General features: G+C 72.5%; 20 protein-coding genes. 11 read left to right on the forward strand and 9 right to left on the reverse strand.

The window, feature by feature from the left end; genetic code table 11:
• Position 1: 1 nt before the first annotated feature.
• Together ACGFYP_RS11125 and ACGFYP_RS11130 are read right to left on the reverse strand one after the other, a co-directional pair.
• A complete protein-coding gene (locus tag ACGFYP_RS11125; RefSeq protein WP_393489506.1) occupies positions 2–1,573 on the reverse strand; it encodes an amidohydrolase in 1,572 nt (523 codons plus the stop codon).
• Positions 1,483–3,036 (reverse strand): APC family permease, encoded by a 1,554-nt coding sequence (locus ACGFYP_RS11130; RefSeq protein WP_393489509.1) that lies wholly within the window; start codon positions 3,034–3,036, stop codon positions 1,483–1,485. Before ACGFYP_RS11130 ends, ACGFYP_RS11125 begins: the two co-directional genes overlap by 91 nt.
• Before the next feature lie 105 nt (positions 3,037–3,141).
• Here ACGFYP_RS11130 and ACGFYP_RS11135 point away from each other — a divergent pair, with 105 nt between their 5' ends.
• Positions 3,142–3,756: a TetR/AcrR family transcriptional regulator gene (locus ACGFYP_RS11135; RefSeq protein WP_393489512.1), complete on the forward strand. Its 615-nt coding sequence runs from the start codon at positions 3,142–3,144 to the stop codon at positions 3,754–3,756.
• Between the two features lie 33 nt (positions 3,757–3,789).
• On the opposite strand, the gene ACGFYP_RS11140 is transcribed toward ACGFYP_RS11135, so the two are convergent.
• Positions 3,790–6,780: a bifunctional [glutamine synthetase] adenylyltransferase/[glutamine synthetase]-adenylyl-L-tyrosine phosphorylase gene (locus ACGFYP_RS11140; protein ID WP_393489515.1), complete on the reverse strand. Its 2,991-nt coding sequence runs from the start codon at positions 6,778–6,780 to the stop codon at positions 3,790–3,792.
• Positions 6,781–7,150: 370 nt separating this feature from the next.
• On the opposite strand from ACGFYP_RS11140, the gene ACGFYP_RS11145 reads away from it, so the two are divergent.
• From ACGFYP_RS11145 to ACGFYP_RS11155, 3 genes are read left to right on the forward strand one after another with little or no spacing between them, the layout of a single operon-like run.
• Positions 7,151–9,616: a PIG-L family deacetylase gene (locus ACGFYP_RS11145; RefSeq protein ID WP_393489518.1), complete on the forward strand. Its 2,466-nt coding sequence runs from the start codon at positions 7,151–7,153 to the stop codon at positions 9,614–9,616.
• A 59-nt stretch (positions 9,617–9,675) separates the two neighbouring features.
• The gene (locus tag ACGFYP_RS11150) at positions 9,676–10,182 is read left to right on the forward strand and encodes a pyridoxamine 5'-phosphate oxidase family protein (protein ID WP_393489521.1); all 507 of its coding nucleotides are present in this window, start codon (positions 9,676–9,678) and stop codon (positions 10,180–10,182) included.
• Between the two features lie 11 nt (positions 10,183–10,193).
• On the forward strand, positions 10,194–10,625 hold the full coding sequence (locus tag ACGFYP_RS11155) for a VOC family protein (protein ID WP_361968187.1): 432 nt from the start codon (positions 10,194–10,196) through the stop codon (positions 10,623–10,625).
• A gap of 125 nt (positions 10,626–10,750) precedes the next feature.
• Here ACGFYP_RS11155 and ACGFYP_RS11160 read toward each other — a convergent pair whose 3' ends face one another.
• Positions 10,751–11,251 (reverse strand): GNAT family N-acetyltransferase, encoded by a 501-nt coding sequence (locus ACGFYP_RS11160; protein ID WP_393489525.1) that lies wholly within the window; start codon positions 11,249–11,251, stop codon positions 10,751–10,753.
• 51 nt (positions 11,252–11,302) lie between these two features.
• A complete protein-coding gene (locus ACGFYP_RS11165; RefSeq protein ID WP_361968183.1) occupies positions 11,303–12,664 on the reverse strand; it encodes a glutamine synthetase family protein in 1,362 nt (453 codons plus the stop codon).
• Positions 12,665–12,934: 270 nt separating this feature from the next.
• Between ACGFYP_RS11165 and ACGFYP_RS11170 the strand changes: the two genes are divergently transcribed.
• The 4 genes from ACGFYP_RS11170 (at position 12,935) to ACGFYP_RS11185 (ending at position 15,230) form a co-directional block, all read left to right on the forward strand.
• Positions 12,935–13,306 carry a hypothetical protein gene (locus ACGFYP_RS11170; protein WP_393489532.1) on the forward strand — a complete coding sequence of 124 codons (372 nt, stop codon included), beginning with the start codon at positions 12,935–12,937 and terminating at the stop codon, positions 13,304–13,306.
• 84 nt (positions 13,307–13,390) lie between these two features.
• On the forward strand, positions 13,391–14,044 hold the full coding sequence (locus tag ACGFYP_RS11175) for a DUF3105 domain-containing protein (RefSeq protein ID WP_393489537.1): 654 nt from the start codon (positions 13,391–13,393) through the stop codon (positions 14,042–14,044).
• Positions 14,045–14,046: 2 nt separating this feature from the next.
• Positions 14,047–14,682, forward strand: a complete 636-nt coding sequence (locus ACGFYP_RS11180) for a DUF305 domain-containing protein (RefSeq protein WP_393490906.1) — start codon at positions 14,047–14,049, stop codon at positions 14,680–14,682.
• Positions 14,683–14,810: 128 nt separating this feature from the next.
• Positions 14,811–15,230, forward strand: a complete 420-nt coding sequence (locus ACGFYP_RS11185) for a CBS domain-containing protein (protein ID WP_361968177.1) — start codon at positions 14,811–14,813, stop codon at positions 15,228–15,230.
• 6 nt (positions 15,231–15,236) lie between these two features.
• On the opposite strand, the gene ACGFYP_RS11190 is transcribed toward ACGFYP_RS11185, so the two are convergent.
• Together ACGFYP_RS11190 and ACGFYP_RS11195 are read right to left on the reverse strand one after the other, a co-directional pair.
• Positions 15,237–16,064 carry an alpha/beta fold hydrolase gene (locus ACGFYP_RS11190; RefSeq protein ID WP_393489545.1) on the reverse strand — a complete coding sequence of 276 codons (828 nt, stop codon included), beginning with the start codon at positions 16,062–16,064 and terminating at the stop codon, positions 15,237–15,239.
• Positions 16,061–16,765 (reverse strand): DUF998 domain-containing protein, encoded by a 705-nt coding sequence (locus tag ACGFYP_RS11195; protein WP_393489553.1) that lies wholly within the window; start codon positions 16,763–16,765, stop codon positions 16,061–16,063. Before ACGFYP_RS11195 ends, ACGFYP_RS11190 begins: the two co-directional genes overlap by 4 nt.
• Positions 16,766–16,989: 224 nt before the next feature.
• Between ACGFYP_RS11195 and ACGFYP_RS11200 the strand changes: the two genes are divergently transcribed.
• Positions 16,990–17,925 carry a DUF4190 domain-containing protein gene (locus tag ACGFYP_RS11200; protein WP_393489560.1) on the forward strand — a complete coding sequence of 312 codons (936 nt, stop codon included), beginning with the start codon at positions 16,990–16,992 and terminating at the stop codon, positions 17,923–17,925.
• Between the two features lie 69 nt (positions 17,926–17,994).
• A complete protein-coding gene (locus ACGFYP_RS11205) occupies positions 17,995–19,755 on the forward strand; it encodes an NAD+ synthase (protein ID WP_393489567.1) in 1,761 nt (586 codons plus the stop codon).
• Here the strand turns inward: ACGFYP_RS11205 and ACGFYP_RS11210 are convergent.
• Together ACGFYP_RS11210 and ACGFYP_RS11215 are read right to left on the reverse strand one after the other, a co-directional pair.
• Positions 19,721–20,965 carry an MFS transporter gene (locus tag ACGFYP_RS11210; protein WP_393489573.1) on the reverse strand — a complete coding sequence of 415 codons (1,245 nt, stop codon included), beginning with the start codon at positions 20,963–20,965 and terminating at the stop codon, positions 19,721–19,723. The genes ACGFYP_RS11205 and ACGFYP_RS11210 overlap by 35 nt on opposite strands.
• Before the next feature lie 98 nt (positions 20,966–21,063).
• The gene (locus tag ACGFYP_RS11215) at positions 21,064–22,086 is read right to left on the reverse strand and encodes an endonuclease/exonuclease/phosphatase family protein (protein WP_393489577.1); all 1,023 of its coding nucleotides are present in this window, start codon (positions 22,084–22,086) and stop codon (positions 21,064–21,066) included.
• Between the two features lie 311 nt (positions 22,087–22,397).
• On the opposite strand from ACGFYP_RS11215, the gene panB reads away from it, so the two are divergent.
• On the forward strand, positions 22,398–23,261 hold the full coding sequence (gene panB, locus ACGFYP_RS11220) for a 3-methyl-2-oxobutanoate hydroxymethyltransferase (protein WP_361968161.1): 864 nt from the start codon (positions 22,398–22,400) through the stop codon (positions 23,259–23,261).
• The last annotated feature ends 69 nt before the right edge of the window (positions 23,262–23,330 follow it).

Consider the following 23,330-nt stretch of genomic DNA (forward strand, 5'->3'; position numbering starts at 1 on the left):
TTCAGCAGCCCCGGTGCGTGATGCGGCCGCCCGCGATCGTGAGGCGGATCGGGGCCTTTTCCGTCTCGTCGGCGGGGGCCGTCACCGGGTCGACGGTGAACGCGGTCAGATCGGCCCGCAGACCCGGGGCGATCCGGCCGCCGAGGTGTTCCTCGCCCGCCGCGAAGGCCGCGTGCGTGGTCAGGCCCTCCAGGGCCATCAGGCCGGTCAGGCCGTGCCGGGCGGAGGCCGCGCCGCGCGGGGCCTGGGCGGTGGCGAGGACCTGGCGGGCGTCGTGGTGGGCGATGGGCCAGTCCGAGCCGAGCGCCAGACGGGCGCCCGCGTCCCGCAGGTCCCGGCAGCGCCAGGCGCGGTCCGCCCGTTCGTCGCCGAGCCGCTTGGACCACTCGTCGGTGTGGTCGGCGCGGGTGTACGCGGTGTGCGGGGGCTGCATCGAGGCGACGACACCGAGGGCCGCGAACCGGCCGAGCTGATCGTCGGGGACCGTCTCGATGTGCTCGATCCGGTGCCGGGGGCCGCCCGCGCCCAGTGACTGCACGGTGTCCAGGACGTGCCGGACCGCCGCATCGCCGATGGCGTGCGTGGCCGTGCCGACGCCGGCCTCGTGGAGGTGACGTACGGCGGCCGAGTAGGCGGCCGGGTCGGGCCAGAAGGCGTCGGTGCCCTGGCCGTGGCAGTCGGCGTGCTCCAGCCAGGCCGTGCCGCCCTCGACGGTGCCGTCGATGAAGAACTTCACGCCGCCGATCCGCCACAGCCGCCCGGACCGCGCCTGGAGCCGTACCAGCTCGTCCAGCTCGTCGGCGCTCGCGCCCGGCATGCACCAGGGCGCGAGCCGGAGCCGGAGCGGCAGGTCGCCGTCGGCCTCCACGGCGGCGAGCAGCCCGGGTACGTCGTGGCCGCCGAGGTCCATGACGTGCGCGCCGGTCAGTCCGGTGGCGGCCATGGCGGTGAGCAGCTCGACGAGCCGGTCGCGCCGCTCGGCATAGGTCTTGGCGGGCAGGACGGGCGTCATCAGCTCCATCGCCGCGTGCTCGATCAGATGGCCGGTGGGCCGTCCCTCCTGGTCGCAGACGATCTCGGAGCGCTGGGCGAAGGCACGGGGGCCTACGATCCCGGCGGCCTTCAGGGCCGTCCCGCTCGCGAGGGCGGAGTGTCCGTCGTAGAGGCGCAGGAAGGCGGGGGCGTCGCCGAGGACGTCCTCGATCAGCTCGCGGTGGATCGGCCGGCCGCCGAAGACGTTGTGGTCGAGGCCGAACCCGAGGATCCAGCCGTCGCGGCGCTCGGCGCCGGCGAGGACCGAGCGGAGCTGGTCGAGGTCGCGTACGGCGGAGAGGTCGGTGCCGGTGAACATCTCCAGGCCCCAGACCGGGTGGCTGTGGGAGTCGGTGAGGCCGGGGGTGAGGGTGGCGCCGGCGAGGTCGACGGTCTCGGTGCCGGGTCCGCGCCAGTCGCGGGCGTCGGTGGCGTCGCCGACGGCGGTGATCAGTCCGTCGTGGACGGCGACAGCGGTGTGCGCGGAGAGCTCGGGTGTGCGGACGCGGGCGTTGACGAGGACGAGGTCGGGGGCGGGCACGAGATTTCTCCTTCTGCGGGCTCGGCGGGCTCTGCGGGCTCTGCGGCGAAGTTCGCGTAGACCTCGGGGCGGGTGCGGCGGAGCCGGTACGCGAGGAGGAGCCCGAGGGCGAAGACGGCGGGGACGAGGGAGATCAGGACGGTGTTGACGGTGGTGGAGGCGCCGGTGAAGAGGTCGACGTGGGTGACGACGAGACCGATGGCCCCGGCGAGCAGGACGAAGGCGGTGACGGGCGCGACCACCGTGCGCAGCCTGCCCTCGTCGTGGCTGATCCGGCGGAAGAAGAGCGGTACGGCGAGCGCCGCGAGCAGTTGCAGGACCATCAGGCCGATCATGCCCGGGGTGTTCACCCAGAGCAGGAGCTGCTGGTACGGGTCGGCTCCGGCGGCCGCGAAGCCGAGGACGACGACGGCTCCGAGGACGGTCTGGAGGATGCCGGAGACGTACGGGGAGCGGTGGCGCGGGTGGACGCGGCCGAAGGCGGCGGGCAGGACGCCCTCCTCGGCGAGCGCGAGGCCGTAGCGGTTGATCGCGTTGTGGAAGGCGAGGAGCGAGGCGAGGACGCTGGTGACGATCAGGATGTGCATCAGGTCGGCGGCCCACGCCCCCACATAGGTGGTGATGGCGGCGAAGAAGAGCCCGCCGGGGTCGGCGGTGGCGGCCTGGACGACCTTGTCCTGGCCGAAGGCCTGGATGACGGTCCACACGACGAAGGCGTAGAAGAGGCCGAGGAAGCCGACGGCGATGTAGGTGGCGCGGGGGATGGTGCGCTCGGGGTTCCGGGCCTCGCGGCGGTAGATGACCGTCGACTCGAAGCCGGTGAAGGCGGCGAAGGCGAAGGCCAGGACGGCGGCGGTGCCGGGGACGAGCACGTTGCCGGGGGCGAAGGAGGTCAGGGAGAGCCCGTCGGCGCCGCCGTCGATCAGGACGCCGCCCGCGAGGAGGACGAGGATGCCGGTCTCGGCGACGAGCAGGACGCCGAGGAGCTTGGCGCCGAAGTCGATGGAGCGGAAGCCGCCGTACCAGATGAGCAGCAGCCCGGCGAGGGAGACGGGGAGCCAGGGGATGTCGACGCCCCACAGGGCGTGGCCGGTGTCGGCGGTGGCGGTGCCGAGCAGTCCGTAGACGCCGATCTCCATGCCGTTGTAGCCGAGCATGGCGAGCAGGGCGGCGGCGATGCCGACGGGCTTGCCGAGGCCGCGGGTGATGTACGCGTAGAAGGCGCCGCCGTTGCGGACGTGCCGGCTCATGGCGGTGAAGCCGACGGCGAAGACCGCGAGGGTGATGCCGGCCAGGAGGTAGCCGGCGGGGGCGCCGATGCCGCCGAGGACGACGGCGATGGGCGCGACGCCGGCCATGACGGTGAGCGGGGCTGCGGCGGAGACGACGAAGAAGGAGACGTCGGCGGTGGAGAGCGTGCCGGTTCTCAGCCCCTTGGGAGCGGTGGTGGTCTGTGAGGACATGGAACGGGAAGCCCTTCCGAGGCAGGAAACCTAAAGGCTTTCGGTTCGCGCAATGTAGCCTCGCGCTCAACGATTCGGGAAGACCTGACCAGGGGGAAATCATTCATGGGCCGGCCGCGCAAGCCTCTCCTCGATCGCGAGCGGATCACCACGGTGGCGCTCGAACTCGTCGATGAGCGGGGCGAGTTCAGCGTCCCGCAGATCGCCAAGCGGCTCGGGGTGCAGACCGCCTCGGTGTATCACCACGTGGACGGCCGGGACGGGATCGTGGAGCTGCTGCGCGAGCGGGTCAACGAGAGGATCGACGGCTCCACGCTGGACGCGGAGCCCTGGGACGCGGCGCTGGCGGCCTGGGCCCGCTCCTACCGCTCGGCCTTCGCCGCCCACCCCCGCGCGATCCCGATGCTGATGACCTCACCGGTCCGCGCACCGAAGGTGCTCGCCCAGTACGAGGCGGCGGTGACCCTGCTGCTCGCCGTCGGATTCGACAACGCCGACGTGATGACGGTGATCGTCGCGCTGGAGAACCTGGTCCTGGGCTCGGCGCTCGACCTCGCCGCCCCGGCCGCCATGTGGGAGCTCCCCGACGAGGTCACGACCCCGCGCCTGGCCGAGGCCCTCGCGGCGCTGGGCCCCGCCCGCGCGGACGCGGCGTTCGACCTGGCTCTGGAGGCGTTCCTGGTCCACTGCCGGGCGCTCCTGGAGAACGCGGACGACTGAGAGGCCCCGCGCCGCACCCCTGCCCTCCACTCCCTACGCCCCGTAGAAGAACTCCTCCACGACCGCCCGGGCCCGGCGCGTGATGCGGCGGTAGTCGTCGACCATCTCCCCCACATGGCCGGGGCCGTACCCCAGGTACCGTCCGACCGCCGCCACTTCGCGCCCGTCCGAGGGGAAGGTGTCCCCGGGCCGGCCCCGTACCAGCATCACCGCGTTGCGGACGCGGGTCGCGAGCACCCAGGCCTCGTCCAGCGTCTGGGCCTCCTCCGTCGGGATGAGGCCCGCCGCGTGGGCGGCGGCCAGGGCCTCGCGGGTGCGGGTCGTGCGCAGCCCCGGCTCGACCCAGCCGTGCCGCATCTGGAGCAGCTGGACCGTCCACTCGACATCGCTCAGACCGCCCCGGCCCAGCTTGGTGTGGAGCGTCGGGTCGGCGCCGCGCGGCAGCCGCTCGGTCTCCATCCGGGCCTTCAGCCGCCGGATCTCGCGGACCGCCTCCTCGCCGAGCCCCTCGGCCGGGTAGCGCAGCGGGTCGACCAGCTCGATGAACCGCTCCGCCAGCTCCATGTCGCCCGCCATCGGCGCGGCACGCAGCAGCGCCTGGCTCTCCCAGACCAGGGACCAGCGGCGGTAGTAGGCCTCGTACGACTTGAGCGTACGGACCATCGGGCCGCTCTTGCCCTCCGGCCGCAGATCCGCGTCGATCAGCAACGGCGGGTCCGCGGTGGGGACTTCGAGGAGTCGGCGGATCTCCGAGACGACCCGGTTCGCGGCCTGGGCCGCCTCCTGCTCGTCGACGCCCTCGCGCGGCTCGTGCACGAACAGGACGTCGGCGTCGGAGCCGTAACCGAGTTCCTGGCCGCCGAAGCGGCCCATCCCGATCACGGCGAACCGGGTCGGCAGGGTGTCGCCCCAGCCCTCCCGGACGGCGGCGCGCAGCGCGCCCGCGATCGTCGCCGCGTTGAGGTCGGTGAGCGCCCGCCCGACCCCGTCGACCAGGGCGCCCGGGTCGAGTTCGCGGGGGCTGTCCTCCGTACCGTACGAGCCGATGAGATCGGCCGCGGAGGTACGGAACAGCTCACGGCGCCGTACGCCACGGGCCGCCGTGACCGCCTGCTCGGCGCCGTCGGCGCGGCCGACCGCCGCGAGGATCTCCTGCTCCAGGTGGTCGCGGCCGCGCGGCTTCAGGCCCTCCGGGTCGCCGAGGATCGCGACCGCCTCCGGCGCCCGCAGCAGCAGGTCGGGGGCGAGTCGCCCGGCCGAGAGGACCCGGGCGAGGTTCTCCGCCGCCGCGCCCTCGTCCCGCAGCAGGCGCAGGTACCAGGGAGTCTTGCCGAGCGCGTCGGAGACCCGGCGGAAGCCGAGCAGTCCGGCGTCCGGGTCGGCGGAGTCGGCGAACCAGCCGAGCAGCACCGGGAGCAGCGTCCGCTGGATCGCGGCCTTGCGGCTGACGCCGGAGGCGAGCGCCTCCAGGTGGCGCAGGGCGGCGGCGGGATCGGCGTACCCGAGGGCTTCGAGCCGCTGACCGGCCGCCTTCGGGCTGAGTCGGGTCTCGCCGGGGGTGAGCTGGGCGACGGCGTCGAGCAGCGGCCGGTAGAAGAGCTTCTCGTGCAGTCGGCGGACCACCGAGGCGTGCCGCTTCCACTCCTTGTTCAGCTCGGCGACCGGGTCGGTGCGCAGCCCGAGCGAGCGGCCGAGGCGACGCAGGTCGGTCTCGCTCTCGGGGACGAGGTGGGTGCGGCGGAGCCGGTAGAGCTGGATGAAGTGCTCCATGGCACGCAGGAAGCGGTACGCCTCGTCCAGCTGGGCCGCGTCGGCTCGGCCGACGTAGCCGCCGGCGGCGAGCGCCTTCAGGGCATCGAGGGTGGTGCCGCTGTGCAGGGTCGCGTCGCCCCTGCCGTGCACCAACTGCAGGAGCTGGACGGCGAATTCGACGTCGCGCAGTCCGCCGGGGCCGAGCTTCAGCTCGCGTTCGACCTGGGCGGCGGGGATGTTGTCGACGACCCGGCGGCGCATCTTCTGCACGTCGGGGACGAAGTTCTCGCGCTCGGCGGCCTGCCAGACCAGCGGGGAGACGGCCTCGATGTACTCGGCGCCCAGCTCCGGATCGCCCGCCACCGCCCGGGCCTTGAGGAGGGCCTGGAACTCCCAGGTCTTGGCCCAGCGCTGGTAGTAGGCGAGGTGGGAGGAGAGGGTGCGGACGAGGGGGCCGTTGCGGCCTTCGGGCCGGAGGTTGGCGTCGACGGGCCAGATGGTGCCCTCGACGGTCGTCTCCGAGCAGATCCGCATGAGGTGGGAGGCGAGCCGGGTCGCGGCCTGCATCGCCTTGCCCTCGTCGGCGCCTTCGACGGGCTCTCCGACGAAGATCACGTCGACGTCGGAGACGTAGTTCAGCTCGTGGCCGCCGCACTTGCCCATCGCGATGACGGCGAGCCGGCAGTGGGCCGCGTCGGCGGGGGCGGCGGTCCGGGCGATGGCGAGGGCGGCGCGCAGCGTCGCGGTGGCGAGGTCGGCCAGTTCGGCGGCGGTCTGGGCGACCTCGGCGGTGCCGCAGACGTCCCGCGCGGCGATGGCGAGGAGGCAGCGGCGGTAGGCGACCCGCAGCGAGACCGGGTCGGTGGCCTCGGCGAGACCGCGCTCGAACTCGGCGACCCCGGGGTTCAGGTCGGCGGCCTCGTAGGTGACGAGGACCTGCCAGTCCTTGGGGTGCCTGGCCAGGTGGTCGGCGAGCGCCTCGGAGGCGCCGAGGACGCCGAGCAGCCGGTCCCGGAAGGGCTTGGCGGAGAGCAGGGTGGCGGTGAGCGTCTGGCGCTCCTCGTCGGGCTGGGCCTCGACGAGCCGGACCAGGCCGCGCAGGGCGAGGTCGGGGTCGGCGGTCGCGCCGAGCGCGTCGAGGAGGACGGAGTCGTCGCGCAGGGCGGTGAGCTCGGGGAGGTCGAGCAGTCGCTCGGCGCCGGACGGATCGGTGAAGCCGTGCCGCAGCAGGCGGCTGAAGGTACTGCTCCTGCGCCCCGGCACCGCCGTCATTCCGCCGCTCCCTCCACCACCGTCGGGGCTCCTCCGAGCTCCGCGATCGAGCCTATCCGCAGGGCGGGGTGGGGTCGCCCCGGGGCGCGTCGGCTACCCAACCACCTCAGACCGGACCTTTGTTTCGTAACAGATCACACGTGATGCCTCGCACATTCGTCACTATTCGCTGCCGATGAACCGTATTGCTTGTAAGTCCGTCTTCCTCACAAAAGCTTGATCACAGCCTCGACTATCACCACACTGTTCACCGCACCACCATCGTTTCCCCGCCGATCGCCACACCACTGCTCGCCCTCGCCCTGGTCACCCACGTCCGAAAGCGCACCCACACTCGATGCCTGGCCGCCACCGCCTCCGTTCTGTCTCCGTGCTGAGTACGACCGCCGTCGCGGCCGCCGGTACCTTCGTGGGAATCCTCCAGCTGACCTCCGGCACCGTGGTCGGAACCGAGGCGCCCGACAGCAGCCTGGCCGCGGCGGACGTGCCCGCGGCCGGCGCGACCGCCGGCAGGGCCGACAAGGCCACGAAGGGCGCCGGGGCCGCCACCGCCGACAAGGCCGCCAAGGCCGACGGCCGGAGCGGGCAGCCCGCCGGCAGCACGGACGCCTCGTCCGCCGCCGGGGCCGTCGAAGGGGCCACGAGGGCCGAAGCGTCGGCCGCGACGCGGACGGCCGTGGAGCCGGTCCGTACCGCCGACATCGCCGTGGCCCAGATCGTCGCCCACCCGGACGACGACCTGTACTTCATGAACCCGGACCTGGTCCAGTCCATACGCTCCGGCAAGTCGCTGACCACGGTGTACCTGACGGCAGGCGAGGCGAACGGCGTCAACGGCGCCGGTGGCGTCCCCGACAAGGCCGGCTACGCGGCCGCCCGGCAGAACGGCATACGTGCCGCGTACGCCGAGATGGCCACCGGCAGCCGTACGAGCCCCTGGGACCGCGTCTCCATACCCACCGTCGGCGGCGGGGCCGCCCAGCTGGACGTCCTGCGCGCCGCACCCCACGTCAGCCTGATCTGGATGCAGATACGCGAGGCGGGCGCGATCAACGCCGACCGGCCGAACAGCCTGAACGGCCTCTGGAACGGCCGGGTCCAGACCCTCGCCTCCCAGCGCGCCACCGGCACCCCGGTCACCACGGACTTCACGTACAGCAAGGACCAGGTGATCGACGCCGTCACCGGGATCCTGGAGCGCCTGCGGCCGACGTTCGTCCGGATCCAGGACCCGACGCCGGGCCGGAACCTGAAGACCGGGGCGCTCACCGACCACCAGGACCACCTCTACGGCGCCCGGTTCGCACAGGCCGCCCTGGAGCGGTACGCCGCCCGTGCCACCGAGTCGGGCCGCCCACACTTCGGTGTGCAGAACTACCTCGGCTACCCCACGAGCGGACTGCCGTCCACCCTCGACCCGGAGACGGCCGGGGGCAAGCTGAGCACGATGAAGACGTACGCCTGGTCGGACGGGGTCAACGACTGCGGCGACCCCGTCGGCTGTGGTGACCGCAACGTGGCCGCGCGGCCGGCCGGATCCGGCTGGACGAAGACCGTCCGGTACGCCCGGGGCAACTCCACCTCCTGGGTGCAGCGCGGCCCGGACGGCGGTCTGTACGCGTTCTCGGTGCTCGACGGACGCCTCGCGGTGTGGACGAAGTCCTCGGGCGCGCACGCCGGGTGGCAGGGGCCGACGCTCCTCGCGGGCACGGGCCTGGACAGCGGGGTGACGTCGGTACGGCTCCCGGACGGGCGGATCGCCGTCTTCGGCACCCGGACGACGATCGGCTCGGCGGCGGGGAACTACCGCCGTGAGGTGGTGTCCGCCGAGCAGTCGACGCCGGGCGGCGCGTTCGGGCCGTGGCGTTCGCTCGGCACGCCCGAGCAGAACGACGCCCTGGGCATGTCGAACATCAGTGGCCCGGCGGCTGCGGTCGACGGTACGGGCCGGATCACGGTGGTCGTACGCGACAGCGCCCACCGGCTGACGGCCCGCGAGCAGCAGTCGACCGGCGCCTGGGGCCCGTGGCGGAACCTGACGCCGCACCTGCCGACGGCAGCGGGCAAGGCGCCCGCGCCCGCCGGAACGACGACCGCCAAGACGACCGCTCCCGCCGGCACGGCGGCGGGCGCGGCGGCCACTCCCAGCCCGGCGGCGGGCGAGACGGTCGCGGGCACGGCGAACACCCCGGCCGGGACAGGCGCGAGCGCGGCGAACGCCGCGGCCGCGGGACCCGTGACCTATGGCCGCGCGGCCTCCGGCAGCGTGGGCGGCGCCGCCAGCATGACCGGCAACGGGGTCACCTCCCCCCTGTACAGCGACCCGGTGGCGACGACGGACGCGGCGGGCCGGATCCATGTCTTCGCCGGCACGGCGAAGACCGTCCTCACCTGGTCGCAGCCGCGCCCCGGCGCCCCGCTGAGCGGGCCCCGGACGACCGGTCTGCCGGCGACGACGCTGGCCCTGAACGCGAGCCCCTCGCCGACGGGCGACGGCGTACGGCTCTGGTTCCGCAAGCCGTACTCGGGCGACGTCCGCACGGCCGACTTCCCGGGCTCGGGCGGCCGCTTCGTCGGACCGGCCGTCGAGCTGGCGGGCTCGGTCCTGGGCCCCGGCCCGATCGGCGGCGGCACCGGGACCGGCATGCTCGCGGTCCGGTCCCGTACGGGATTCCTGGCGACGGCGCCCGCCACCTCCGGCAACGGGGGCACGGGAACGCAGCCGATCTGGACCCTGCAGGACTTCCTCTTCTCGGGCGCCCCGGGCGGGGTCGTGGACGGGGTTGCGGTGATGGGTCTGGACGGCAGGCTGCACTGGACGCCCGCGGTGCGATGAGTTCGGGCGGGGTCCAGGGTCATACGTACGTAGGCACTCTTCCTTGAGAGGCGACGACGATGACGACCGTCCCGGACGCGACCCTGGATCCCCGTTTCAGTGACCCGAAGGCCGGGCCCGCCGAGTGGTCGGCGGCGGCCGCCCGGCTGGCCGAGGCCGAGGTCTTCTGGCTGACCACCGTCCGCCCGGACGGGCGCCCGCACGTCACACCGCTGATCGCGGTCTGGTCGGCGGGCGCGCTGCACTTCTGCACCGGCCCCGACGAGCGCAAGGCGCGCAATCTGGCGGAGAACGCGGAGGTCGTCCTCACCACGGGGACGCCGGCCCTCGGCGAGGGCTTCGACGTGGTGGTGGAGGGCGAGGCCGTCCGGGTGACGGATGAGGCGCGGCTGCGGGCGCTGGCCGACGCGTACGTCGAGAAGTACGGCTCGGACTGGCGATTCGACGTGCGCGACGGCGCGTTCGTGGGCGACGGTGGAACCGCCCTGGTGTTCGCCGTCGCGCCGCGCACGGTCTTCGGCTTCGCCAAGGGCGAGCCGTTCGGTCAGACCCGCTGGCGTTTCTGAGGAGACCTTCCATGAACTGGACGCTCGAAGTCGTCCTCGTCCCCGTGACCGACCTGGACCGGGCGAAGGAGTTCTACGGCGAGAGGTGCGGCTTCACGATCGACCTCGACACCGAGGTGGCGCCGGGCATCCGGATCATCCAGGTGACGCCGCCGGGCTCGCGCTGCTCGATCTCGATGGAGAGCGGTATGCCCCCGATGCCCGGCACGAAGCCGATGGCCCCGGGCAGCCTGCAGGGCCTCCAGCTCTGCGTCACCGACATCGAGGCGGCACGCGAGGAGCTGCTCGCACGGGGCGTGGACGTCTCCCCGGTCCGCCGCGTGGGCGCGTCGGGCTGGGAGGACGGCAAGGGCGAGACCTGGAACTCGTTCCTCACCTTCACCGACCCGGACGGCAACGGCTGGGTGGTCCAGGAGGCCCCGTCGGAACTGTCGGAGCGCTGAGGGGGAGGCGGGGCAGGGGCCCGCGCACGGGCCACGGCCACGGGCGGGGCACCGGGCCACAGCCACGGGCACGGACAGAACCCGCACGCCCCCTCACGCGGCCCCAGTCGCCCCTCCCTCCCCCGTCACTTCCCCGCCGCGAACTCCAGCTGGTAGTACCGCACGTGCTCGTCCTCCCCGGCGTACCGCATCCCGGCCGCCTCCATGACGCGCTGCGAGGCGACGTTCCCGAGGTCGGCGTCGCCCTTGGCTCCGGCGATCCCCTGCGCGCGGGCCAGTTGGAGCAGGGCGCGCAGGGCCTCGGTGGCGTACCCCTGCCCCCGTACGCCGGGCACGAGCCCGTACCCCACGGTCACGAACCGCCCCTCGTCGGGCGGCCCGTGGAACCCGATCCCGCCGACGGCGACCCGGTCGGCCCGCCGCCGTATCTCGTACGCCCCGAACACCCCGGGGTCCCCGTGCGCGGCGCACCCGCTGAGGAACCCCCGCGCCCCGGCGACGTCCCCGTCCCCGGGATACCCCTCGGCCCACCGGTCCGCCGCCCCTGGCATCTTCCCGACGATCCGCTCGGCCTCACCGGGGGTGAGCCGGTGCAACTCCAGCCGCTCGGTCAACAACGCATCCATCAGACCTGGCTACCACCCGCCGCACCCACCCTGCAGCCGATTTTCCGACAGCTACAACACCGGCAGGTTCTTGCGGAGTTCGAAGGCCGTGACCTCGGAGCGGTACTCCTCCCACTCCTGCTTCTTGTTGCGCAGGAAGAAGTCGAAGACGTGCTCGCCCAGGGTCTCCGCGACCAGTTCGCTCTTCTCCATCAGGGCGATCGCCTCGCCCAGGTTCTGGGGCAGGGGCTCGATGCCCATCGCGCGGCGTTCCGCGTCCGAGAGGGCCCAGACGTCGTCGTCGGCGCCGGCCGGGAGTTCGTAGCCCTCCTCGATGCCCTTGAGGCCCGCCGCGAGGAGGACCGCGTAGGTCAGGTAGGGGTTCGCGCCCGAGTCGATCGAGCGGACCTCGACGCGGGACGAGCCCGTCTTGCCCGGCTTGTACATCGGGACGCGGATCAGGGCCGAGCGGTTGTTGTGGCCCCAGCAGATGTACGAGGGGGCCTCGCCGCCCGCGCCCGCCGCGCGGGAGGAGCCGCCCCAGATGCGCTTGTAGGAGTTGACCCACTGGTTGGTGACGGCCGAGATCTCGGCGGCGTGCTTCAGGAGGCCGGCGATGAAGGAGCGGCCCACCTTGGAGAGCTGGTACTCCGCGCCCGACTCGTAGAACGCGTTCCGGTCGCCCTCGAAGAGGGAGAGGTGGGTGTGCATGCCCGAGCCCGGGTACTCCGAGAACGGCTTGGGCATGAAGGTGGCCTGCACGCCCTGTTCGAGGGCGACCTGCTTCATGACCAGGCGGAAGGTCATGATGTTGTCGGCCGTGGACAGCGCGTCCGCGTAGCGGAGGTCGATCTCCTGCTGGCCCGGGGCGCCCTCGTGGTGGCTGAACTCGACCGAGATGCCCATCGACTCCAGCATGGTGATCGCCTGGCGGCGGAAGTCCATGCCCACGTTCTGCGGGGTGTGGTCGAAGTAGCCCGAGTTGTCGGCCGGGGTCGGCTTGGTGCCGTCCAGCGGCTTGTCCTTCAGGAGGAAGAACTCGATCTCGGGGTGGGTGTAGAAGGTGAAGCCCAGGTCCGAGGTCTTGGCCAGGATGCGCTTGAGGACGTAGCGCGGGTCCGCGAAGGACGGGGAGCCGTCCGGCATCAGGATGTCGCAGAACATCCGGGCCGTGCCCGGGGCCTCCGCGCGCCAGGGCAGGATCTGGAAGGTGCCCGGGTCCGGCTTGGCGATCATGTCCGACTCGTATACGCGGGCGAAGCCCTCGATGGCGGAGCCGTCGAAGCCGATGCCCTCGTCGAACGCCTGCTCAAGCTCGGCGGGCGCCACGGCCACCGACTTCAGGAAGCCGAGTACGTCGGTGAACCACAGCCGCACGAACCGGATGTCACGCTCTTCGAGCGTCCGGAGCACGAATTCCTGCTGCTTGTCCATTTCCACACCCATCTTTGCTGGTCAGGCCGCCTGTTCCCACCGCCTCGGGCACATCGGAGGGCACCTGAGCATCCCACCACATGGTTTCGCGCACGTTGCACACCCATAGTGCCCGCTCGCGTGTGACTCAGGTAACGGGGGACGGGCCGGTTCCGGGCGTCTGTTCGCTCTGCGGTTGCCCCCGAGTGTCCCCACGCGGCCCTCCGGCCACTACGATCTCCGCCCATGGGGGGCCCTCCTTTCGTACGCCGGTCCCGGCGCGCGCGTCCCATGGCACTGGCGAGTGCCGTGGCGACGCTCCTCGCCGCGCTCTTCGTCTGTCTGGGGGGCGGCGAGCCGGCCGCCGTGGCCCATGGGGAGTCCGGTTCCGCGCACCACGGGCGCACCGCCGCATCCGCCGGCCCCACCGCCCCGGGCACCGCCGTCGTGAACGAGTACGTCTGCCCGTACGACCGCGGCGACTGCTCCCTCTTCCCCTCGCTCAGCCCGGCGGTGCTCACCGCGCCGCCGCTCGACCCCCCGCCGCAAGCGGAGGGCCGGCTCATGGGTCCCGTACCGGCGTACGACTCCGGTCGGGCACCCCGCTCCGCCGCGCAGCCGCGCGCGCCGGACCTGCACGTCCTTCAAGTCCTGCGGACATAGCCGGCGGGCAGCATCCACCCGCCCCGCCCCCGGCTCACGCCCGACGCCTGACGCCACCCCACATCCGAGAAGGACGACACCACCATGGCCGCCAACCGCTCCGCCAACGCCGACCGCCGCGCCCGAATAGAGGAGATGCGCCGCGCCGAGCAGGCCCGCGAGCGCCGCAACCGCTTCATCACCATCGGCGTCTCCGCCGTGGTCGTCCTGAGCCTCGTAGGCTTCGGCGGCTACGTGCTCAACCAGCAGTCCGAGAAGAAGGAAGAGAAGGAGGCGGCCGCCAAGGCCCCCATCAAGGACGAGAAGTCCTGGGACGCCAAGAAGCTCGGCCGCAGCCACGTGACCACCCCGGTCGCGTACGAGATGAAGCCGCCGGTCGGCGGTGACCACGACCAGGTCTGGCAGAACTGCGACGGCGACGTCTACACGGCGAAGATCGCCGAGATGAACGCCGTGCACTCGCTGGAGCACGGCGCGGTCTGGGTCACGTACAACAAGAAGGCCCCCGAGGCCGATGTGAAGAAGCTGGCCGAGAAGGTCGGCAAGACCCCGTACACCCTGATGAGCCCGGTCGACGACCAGGCCGGCGCGATCATGCTGAGCGCCTGGGGCAAGCAGGTGACCGTGGACAACGCGAGCGACCCGCGGATCGACGCCTTCTTCACCAAGTACGTGCAGGGTCCGCAGACCCCCGAGCCGGGCGCGGCCTGCTCCGGTGGCGTCGGAGCCACCCAGTGAAGCTGACCCGTACGCACGGGGCCTCGATCGCCGCCGTCGTCCTCGCGCTGCTCTTCGCCGGGGGTGCGGTCACGGTCGCGTCCGCCGACAAGGAGGAGGTGTCGGGGTCGCCCGCGTCGGTGTCGGCGGACGCGGGCTTCGCCCGTGACATGTCGGTCCATCACCAGCAGGCCGTCGAGATGTCGTTCATCGTCCGGGACCGCACCGAGGACGCGAACGTGCGCCGGCTCGCGTACGACATCGCCAACACACAGGCCAACCAGCGCGGCATGATGCTGGGCTGGCTGGACATGTGGGGGCTGCCGAAGATCGAGTCGGGCACCGAGCCGATGGCCTGGATGGGCATGGGCGGGCACGGTGACACCGGTCCGGCCGACGGGGCGCTGATGCCCGGCATGGCGACCGACGCCGAGCTCGACCGCCTGCGAAAGGCGAGCGGCAAGGAGGCGGAGGTCCTCTACCTCCAGCTGATGATCGACCACCACAAGGGCGGTGTGCACATGGCCCAGGGTTGTGTGGACAAGTGCTCCGTGGAGGTCGAGAAGAACCTCGCTCAGGGCATGGTCGAGGCTCAGGAGTCCGAGATCGGGCTGATGACCCAGCTGCTGAAGGAGCGGGGCGCGAAGCCTCGCACCTGAGCCGCCGGACGGCGCCGACGGCCTCGCCGCGGCCCCCGTGACCCCAGCGGTCGCGGGGGCCGCCGCGTACGCGGACAATGGTTGACGCTCGGGGACGTACGACGACGTGCTACGGAGGTACGCACCCCATGACCACGGCGAAGGACATCATGCACCCCGGGGCCCAGTGGATCCCGGTTCACGAGACGCTCGACCGCGCGGCCCAGATGATGCGCAACCTGAACGTCGGCGCGCTGCCGATCGCGGACGAGAACGAACGTCTCTGCGGGATCATCACGGACCGCGACATCGTGGTCGGCTGTGTGGCCATGGGCCACGACCCGGCGAAGATCACCTGCGGCGAGATGGCGCAGGGCACCCCTCGCTGGATCGACGCGGGTTCGGACGTGGGCGCGGTGCTGGAGGAGATGCAGAGCCACCAGATCCGCCGCCTCCCCGTCATCGAGAACAAGCGGCTCGTCGGCATGATCAGCGAGGCCGATCTCGCCCAGCACCTGTCGGACGAGCAGATCAAGTCGTTCTGCGAGAGCGTCTACGCCGCACCCTGAGGCGGTTCATCGGGGTGCCAGTACCGCCCGGGCCACCGCGTCCGGGCGGTCCAGCATCACAAGATGGCCCGACGGCTCGACCGCCTCGTAGCGGGCGCCGAGCCGCCGGGCCAGTTCCCGCTGCCGGCGCGCCCAGCGGGTGGAGCCGTCCGGGGCGGCGAGGACGGTGACGGGGACGCCGGCCGGCAGGGGCGCGCGCTCGCGCAGGGCGAGGAGTTCGGCGGCGACCGCGCGGTAGTGGGTGTTCTCCAGGAGCGCGCCCCGCAGCACGCGTGAGGTGCGGTAGCAGCGGCGTACGAGGTCGCCGGGGGCCGGGTCCCCGCCCCCGGAGCGGGAGAGCCGTACGGTGGCGCGGCGGACGGCCGGTCCGAGGGCGGCCGGGGCTCCGGCGGCCGACAGCACGCCGCCGAGGCCGCGGGCGGCGGCGGTGCGGAGGGCGGGGGCCGCGGGTGTACGCGCGTGCTCCTCGACGGACGCGTCGACGAGGACGAGCCCGGCGGTACGGGCCGGGTGCAGCCGGGCGAAGGCCTCCGCGTGGAACCCGGCGATGGAGTGCCCGACGACGGTGGCGGGGCCGGGCAGGGACAGCGCGTCGAGGAGGCCTGCGATGCGGTGGGCCTCGCCCGTGGCGGAGGGCGCGACGGCGGCCGGGGCGGAGAGGCCGTGGCCGGGGCGGTCGAAGCGGACGACCGTGCGGTGGGGGGCGAGCAGCGGGACGACCGGGTCCCAGTCGAACCAGCTCATCCCGAGGCCGACGCTGAGCACGCAGGCGGGTCCGGCGCCCTCGACGACGACGTGGTGGGCCACGCCCCCGACCCGTACGAACACGCTCAAGGTCGCTCCCTGACCACGGAGACGGCGAGTACTGCGAGCCAGACTGCCACGAGCAGGACCTGGAGCCGTTGCCCGGCCCCCAGGGCCCAGGTGCCCCGGCCCGCCTCGAACGCGGCGACGGCGGCGAGGGTCCAGACGGTGGCGGCCAGTTCGAGGGCGACGAGGGCGGGTCCGGTCCTGGCGATCGGGGTCCACGCGCGGTGGCGGCGGGCGGCGAGGGTCAGCAGGAGCATGGCGGCCAGGGCCGCCGCCACGGCGAGGGTGGAGCTGGCGGCGTGGGCCGTATGGGTGGCCGGGACCAGTCCGGCGGCCTCGCGGGCGGCGCACGCCGGGTCGTCGGTGGGCGCGCAGCTGAGCGGAAGCCGCGAGTCGACGGCGGTGGCGGCCCCGAAGAGCGCGAGGGCGCCCCAGCCGGCGAGCACGAGACGCCGGGGCCCCTCGGTGGCCCGGCGGGTCCCCCACAGCGCGGTGACCGCCGCCGCGAGGACCAGGAGTCCGGCCGTGAGGTCGCTCGCGCGGAAGAAGCCGCCGAAGGGCTGGTCGACGGCGGCCAGTTCGGAGACGTACGTCCTGAACGGGTCGAGCCCGGTCCCGAGGACGGCTTCGAGGACCCACGCGCTGTACGCGAGCGCGCCGAGGACGAGCAGGGCGGCGATGGCTCGCGCGGCACCGGCGGCACCGTCGGACCGGGAAAGGGACATAGTGGTAGTTGATGCTATTCGGGCACGGCGTCGTACCGGTGGTCGGGGTGTGTCCGTGCCGACTCGGCCGGGTCGTCGGTGGCCGTCGGCGGGCCTCCGGCGGGCTGCCGACGAGCCCGCCGGCGGCCGCATCGGACACCGGTTGATCACAAAATCCGTGGCTCCTCCATAATCAGCTGGCCTAACGTCAGGCCCCTGAGCACCGCCACCCGGAGGACACCCGCATGACCACGCCCACGAACAGCCCCGACCAGAACCCCTGGGGTCCTCCGTCCTCGACGCCGGACGGCGCACCGACGGCCGCCCCGACTCCGCCCGGCATGCCGGGGATGCCTCCGACCGGGATGCCCGGCATACCCGGGATGCCGCCACAGCCGCTGTTCCAGCAGCCCCGCAACGGGCTCGGGGTGACCGCCCTGGTCCTAGGCATCCTGGGCCTGCTCTTCGGGGTCTTCCCGTTCACCTTCTGGCTCGGCGCGATCCTGGGCATCCTCGCCCTGATCTTCGGCATCATCGGCCACGGCCGCGCCCGCCAGGGGCAGGCGACGAACAAGGGCGTGGCCCTCTCCGGCCTCATCCTCGGCGCGGTCGCGCTCGTCGCCTCCATCGCCTGGATCATCGTCCTGGTCGTCGCCGTGGACGAGTTCAAGAACGAGCTCGACAAGGAGATCGCCAAGCAGGAGAAGGCCTCCTCGGCCCCCGCCACGCCCGGCGCCACCACCGAGCCCGACGCGAAGCCCGAGCCCACCGAGACGACCCCGGCGGCGCTGAAGTTCGGTCAGACCTTCACGTACGAGGACGGGATCAAGGTGACCGTCTCCCAGCCGCGCGCCTACAAGCCCGACCAGTTCGCCGCCGGCCACACCAAGGGCAACAGCGCCTTCCAGGTGACGGTCACGATCGTCAACGGCAGCAAGGAGACCCTCGACGTCACCGGCGCCCTGGTGGACGCCAGCGACGCGCAGGGCGCGCAGGCCGACGCGATCTTCGACGGCAGCAACGCGACGACGATGTTCCGGGGCAACGTGCTCCCCGGCAAGCAGGCCAAGGGCGACTTCGCCTTCTCGCTCCCCGCCGCCGCGGCCGGCGAGATGCAGGTCGAGCTGAGCCCGACGATCCTCGACCACGAGAACGCGATCTGGATCGGCCCGACGAAGTAGGACGGCGCCTCCCTCGCCTGAACGTCCGTACGCAGGACATAGCGTCGGTCTGACGATTACACTGGGCGGGTGCCTCAACTACGCCTCGCTCTGAATCAGATCGACTCGACCGTCGGCGATCTCTCCGGCAATGCCGAGGCGGTCGTCCACTGGACCCGGCACTGCGCCGAGCAGGGCGCGCATCTGGTCGCGTTCCCCGAGATGGTGCTGACCGGCTACCCCGTCGAGGACCTCGCGCTGCGCTCGTCCTTCGTCGAGGCGTCCCGGGCCGCCCTGCGGGCGCTCGCCGGGCGCCTCGACGCCGAGGGTCTCGGGGAGCTGCCCGTGATCGTCGGCTATCTCGACCGTTCGGACCGCGCCGAGCCCCGGCTCGGCCGGCCCGCCGGGTCGCCGGAGAACGCGGCCGCGGTGCTGCACCGCGGCGAGGTGGTGCTGCGGTTCGCCAAGCACCACCTGCCCAACTACGGGGTCTTCGACGAGTTCCGCTACTTCGTCCAGGGCGACACGATGCCCGTCGTCCGGGTCCACGGCGTCGACGTGGCCCTCGCGATCTGCGAGGACCTGTGGCAGGAGGGCGGCAGGGTGCCGGCGGCCCGCAGCGCCGGCGCCGGGCTGCTCCTGTCGATCAACGCCTCGCCGTACGAGCGGGAGAAGGACGACACACGGCTCGAACTGGTCCGCAAGCGCGCCCAGGAGGCGGGCTGCACGACCGCGTACCTCGCGATGATCGGCGGCCAGGACGAGCTGGTCTTCGACGGCGACTCGATCGTCGTCGACGCGAGCGGCGAGGTCGTGGCGCGGGCCCCGCAGTTCTCCGAGGGCACGGTGATCGTGGACCTCGACCTGCCGGCCGCCTCCCCCGACGCGCCGACAGGCATCGTCGACGACGGACTGCGGATCGACCGGGTGATCCTCTCCGAGGAGCCGCTGCCCGCGTACGAGCGGGAGTTGACGGGCGGTTACGCGGACCGGCTCGACGACGACGAGGAGGTGTACTCGGCGCTGGTCGTGGGCCTGCGCGCGTACATCGCGAAGGACGGCTTCCGTTCGGTGCTGATCGGCCTGTCGGGCGGCATCGACTCGGCGCTCGTCGCCTCGATCGCCTGCGACGCGGTCGGCGCGCGGAACGTGTACGGCGTCTCGATGCCGTCGAAGTACTCCTCGGACCACTCGCGCGGCGACGCAGCCGACCTGGCACGGCGCACCGGGCTCAACTTCCGTACGGTGTCGATCGAGCCGATGTTCGACGCGTACATGGGGGCGCTGGGTCTCACCGGTCTCGCGGAGGAGAACCTCCAGTCCCGGCTGCGCGGCACGACGCTGATGGCGATCTCCAACCAGGAGGGCCACCTGGTCCTCGCGCCGGGCAACAAGTCCGAGCTCGCGGTGGGGTATTCGACGCTGTACGGCGACTCGGTCGGCGCGTACGGGCCCATCAAGGACGTCTACAAGTCGACCGTGTTCCGGCTCGCGCGCTGGCGCAACCGGGCTGCCGAGGAGCGCGGCATGACCCCGCCGATCCCGGAGAGCTCGATCACCAAGCCCCCGAGCGCCGAACTGCGCCCGGGCCAGGTCGACACCGACTCGCTGCCCGACTACGACGTCCTGGACCGGATCCTGGCCCTGTACGTCGACCGCGACCAGGGCCGGGACGCCATCGTCGCGGCCGGCTTCGACGAGGAGCTGGTGACGCGGACGCTGCGGATGGTGGACACGGCGGAGTACAAGCGGCGCCAGTACCCGCCGGGCACCAAGATCTCGGCGAAGGGCTTCGGCAAGGACCGCCGACTGCCGATCACGAACCGCTGGCGGGAGTCCCCGAGCCACTGACGGCCCGCTCGACGGTCGAGGACCCAGGGGCGCTTCCCGCGACGACGCGGGAGGCGCCCTCGTCCGTCCGCGGACGGTCCAGCAGGCCGGCCACCGCCGCGATCGCCAGGCCGACGACGGCGAGGACCGCGCCGACGAGCGTCGGGGAGGTCCAGCCCCAGCCGGCGGCGACGGCCGCGCCGCCCGCCCAGGCGCCGCCCGCGTTGGCCAGGTTGAAGGCGGAGTGGTTGGAGGCGGAGGCCAGGGTCGGGGCGTCCTTGGCCTTGTTCATGACCAGCATCTGCAGCGGGGTGGTGGTCATGAAGCCGACGGCGCCGAGGACGACGACGGTCACCAGGGCCAGCCACGGCACGTGGATCGTGAAGCGGAAGGCGACCAGGACGAGGGCGAGGGCGCCGAGCGAGCCGTAGAGCGTCGGGCGCAGCGCCCGGTCGGTGAGCGGGCCCGCGGCGAGCGCGCCGGCCGTCATGCCGATGCCGAAGAGGGCGAGGACCAGGGTGACGGAGAACTCGCCGAAGCCCATGACCTCGGTGGTCATCGAGGCGAGGTAGGAGTAGACGGCGAAGACGCCCGCGAAGCCGAAGACGGCGGTGAGCAGGCCGAGGAGCACCTGCGGCCTGCCGAGTGCGCGGACCTCGCGGCCCAGGCTCTGCCGCTCGTCGACGGGGACGTACGGCACGAGCCGGGCGAGCGCCGCCATGGCGAGCAGGCCGATGACGGTGACCACGAGGAAGGTGGAGCGCCAGCCGAGGTGCTGGCCGAGCAGGGTCGCCGCCGGTACGCCGAGGATGTTGGCGACCGTGAGCCCCAGGAACATCGTGGCGACCGCCCGCGCCTGCCGGCCCTCGGCCACGAGCCGTGCGGCGACGACGGCGCCGACGCCGAAGAACGCGCCGTGCGGCAGTCCGGCGAGGACCCGGCCCGCGACCAGCCAGCCGAAGCCGGGCGCGAGCGCGGAGGCCAGGTTGCCGACGACGAACAGCGCCATGAGCAGGAGCAGCATCTTCTTGCGCGGCACGCGCGAGCCGAGGGCGGTGAGCAGCGGGGCGCCGATGACGACACCGATCGCGTACGCCGAGACGAGGTGTCCCGCGGTCGGGACGGAGGTGCCGAGGTCGTCGGCGACGTTGGGCAGCAGGCCCATCATCACGAACTCGGTGGTGCCGATGCCGAAGGCGGAGACGGCGAGCGCGAGCAGCGCCAGGGGCATGGGGGGAGCCTTTCCAGACGAATAGTTCTTCGACTGAACAAATACTCTCAGGAGAAATGTTCCCCTCGGCTTCCGCCCGGTGAAGAAAGGGTTTCGGGTCAGAGCGTGACGCGGGCCGCGATCGGCAGGTGGTCGCTCTTCGTCTCCGGCAGCGTCCACGAGGACACCGGTTCCACGCCCTTCACCAGGATCTGGTCGATCCGCGCCATCGGGAACGAGGCCGGCCAGCTGAAGCCGAAGCCGTCGCCCGAGGCGCCCTGGGTCGAGCGCATCTGCGCGGTGACGGCGTTGAGCGCGCGGTCGTTCATCGTGCCGTTGAGGTCGCCGAGGAGGACGACCCGCTCGCGGGACTCGGCGGCGATCGCCTCGCCGAGGAGGTTCGCGCTGGTGTCGCGCTGGTTGGCGGTGAAGCCCGCATTCATCTTGACCCGCACGGACGGCAGGTGGGCGACGTAGACGGCGACCTCCGCCTTCGGCGTGGAGACGGTCGCGCGCATCGCCCGGGTCCAGCCCATCCCGATGTCGACGGGTCCTGTGCCGTGCAGCGGGTACTTGCTCCACAGGCCGACCGTGCCCTGCACCGAGTGGTACTTGTACGCGTCGGCCAGGCCCTTCTCGTAGACCGGGACCATGTCGCCCTTGAGCTCCTCCAGGGCCACCACGTCCGCGCCGGACGCGGCGATCTGCCGGGCGGTGCCCTCGGGGTCGGGGTTGTCGGCGTTCACGTTGTGGGTGGCGAAGGTGAGGTCGCCGCCCGTCTCCGACTTGTCGGTGATCAGGCCGCCGAAGAGGTTCACCCAGACCACGGCGGGCAGGAGCAGGGCGATCAGCGCGATCGCGGAGCGCCTCAGCAGGGCCAGGACGAGCAGGACCGGCACGAGGACGCCCAGCCAGGGCAGGAAGGTCTCGGTGAGGCTGCCCAGGTTGCCGATCCGGTTGGGGATCTCGGCGTGGAAGACCATGAGCAGGGTGAGCAGCACCGCGCAGAGGGCCAGGACGATGCCGCGGCGCCAGATGCCCTGGTCGCCGCGCAGGCGGTCGAGCGCCGCTCGGAACCGGGATCCGGAGCGCTCGTCCCGGGCGCCGCCGTTCTCGGTCTCCGTCATGTCCACCCGCGCCATCACTCAGTCCTCACTGCCTTGCCGTCGTGCTGCCTTGCTCTGCGACCCGACGTCGACACTAGGTGATGCCGGGCCCGTCGTACTGCCACGAGGGACGACCACGCGGCGCGGCGGGTTCCGCTTGTCGGCGCCCGGCGGGGTGGCTGTGACAGAACGCGCACATTCGTACGTACGCCCCGATTTCCCGGTGTCACGGCGGTGTGAACAGCGCCACTTCGCCCCACTTCCCCCGTCGCCGCGGGAAGTGCCACCATGGACATGGTCCGGGGACGCCGTCAGGGCGCCTCGAGATGACGAAGGAGCCGTTCACCATGACGCTTCAGCCTGCCCAGCAGCAGTCGTCCGACAGCAGCAAGGCGCTGTACGGAGGCAAGGGCACGCGCCGTATCACGGTCCACGACATCGCCGCCGCCAAGGCCCGCGGCGAGAAGTGGCCCATGCTCACCGCCTACGACGCGATGACCGCGTCCGTCTTCGACGAGGCCGGCATCCCGGTCGTGCTCGTCGGTGACTCCATGGGCAACTGCCATCTCGGGTACGACACCACCGTGCCCGTCACGATGGACGAGATGACCCTCCTGTCCGCCGCCGTCGTACGGGGCACCAAGCGCGCCCTCGTCGTCGGCGACCTCCCCTTCGGCTCGTACCAGGAAGGGCCCGTCCAGGCCCTGCGCAACGCGACCCGGCTCGTCAAGGACGCGGGCGTCGGAGCGATCAAGCTGGAGGGCGGCGAGCGTTCGCTGCCGCAGACCGAGCTGCTCGTCCAGGCCGGCATCCCGGTCATGTCCCACCTGGGCCTGACCCCGCAGTCCGTGAACACCATGGGCTACCGCGTGCAGGGCCGCAGCGACGAGGCCGCGCACCGGCTGCTCAGCGACGCCAAGGCGGCCCAGGACGCGGGCGCCTTCGCCGTCGTCCTGGAGCTCGTCCCGGCCGAGCTGGCCGCCGAGGTCACCCGCTCGCTGCACATCCCGACCATCGGCATCGGCGCGGGACCGCACACCGACGCCCAGGTCCTCGTCTGGACCGACATGGCCGGCCTCACCGGCGGCAAGGTGCCGCGCTTCACCAAGCAGTACGCGAACCTCCGCGCGACCCTCGGCGACGCCGCCAAGGCCTTCGCGGAGGACGTCACCGGCGGGGCGTTCCCCGCCGAGGAGCACACCTTCCACTAGCCACAGTGGTACGGACCGCAGCCCGCCGACTTCCCCCATCGGCGGGCTGTCGGTCTTCCGCCCCGACAT

It is taken from the genome of Streptomyces sp. NPDC048370, assembly GCF_043200825.1.
In the GTDB taxonomy this organism is placed as follows: domain Bacteria; phylum Actinomycetota; class Actinomycetes; order Streptomycetales; family Streptomycetaceae; genus Streptomyces.

Bases quoted from the DNA above. Each gene is read 5' to 3' on its own strand.
- ACGFYP_RS11210 (WP_393489573.1), bottom strand. From the start codon at position 20,965: ATGCCCCTGGCGCTGCTCGCGCTCGCCGTCTCCGCCTTCGGCATCGGC.
- ACGFYP_RS11135 (WP_393489512.1), top strand. From the start codon at position 3,142: ATGGGCCGGCCGCGCAAGCCTCTCCTCGATCGCGAGCGGATCACCACG.
- ACGFYP_RS11130 (WP_393489509.1), bottom strand. From the start codon at position 3,036: ATGTCCTCACAGACCACCACCGCTCCCAAGGGGCTGAGAACCGGCACG.
- ACGFYP_RS11175 (WP_393489537.1), top strand. From the start codon at position 13,391: ATGGCCGCCAACCGCTCCGCCAACGCCGACCGCCGCGCCCGAATAGAG.
- ACGFYP_RS11155 (WP_361968187.1), top strand. From the start codon at position 10,194: ATGAACTGGACGCTCGAAGTCGTCCTCGTCCCCGTGACCGACCTGGAC.
- ACGFYP_RS11200 (WP_393489560.1), top strand. From the start codon at position 16,990: ATGACCACGCCCACGAACAGCCCCGACCAGAACCCCTGGGGTCCTCCG.
- panB (WP_361968161.1), top strand. From the start codon at position 22,398: ATGACGCTTCAGCCTGCCCAGCAGCAGTCGTCCGACAGCAGCAAGGCG.
- ACGFYP_RS11165 (WP_361968183.1), bottom strand. From the start codon at position 12,664: ATGGACAAGCAGCAGGAATTCGTGCTCCGGACGCTCGAAGAGCGTGAC.
- ACGFYP_RS11140 (WP_393489515.1), bottom strand. From the start codon at position 6,780: ATGACGGCGGTGCCGGGGCGCAGGAGCAGTACCTTCAGCCGCCTGCTG.
- ACGFYP_RS11170 (WP_393489532.1), top strand. From the start codon at position 12,935: ATGGCACTGGCGAGTGCCGTGGCGACGCTCCTCGCCGCGCTCTTCGTC.
- ACGFYP_RS11185 (WP_361968177.1), top strand. From the start codon at position 14,811: ATGACCACGGCGAAGGACATCATGCACCCCGGGGCCCAGTGGATCCCG.
- ACGFYP_RS11150 (WP_393489521.1), top strand. From the start codon at position 9,676: ATGACGACCGTCCCGGACGCGACCCTGGATCCCCGTTTCAGTGACCCG.
- ACGFYP_RS11160 (WP_393489525.1), bottom strand. From the start codon at position 11,251: ATGGATGCGTTGTTGACCGAGCGGCTGGAGTTGCACCGGCTCACCCCC.
- ACGFYP_RS11215 (WP_393489577.1), bottom strand. From the start codon at position 22,086: ATGGCGCGGGTGGACATGACGGAGACCGAGAACGGCGGCGCCCGGGAC.
- ACGFYP_RS11195 (WP_393489553.1), bottom strand. From the start codon at position 16,765: ATGTCCCTTTCCCGGTCCGACGGTGCCGCCGGTGCCGCGCGAGCCATC.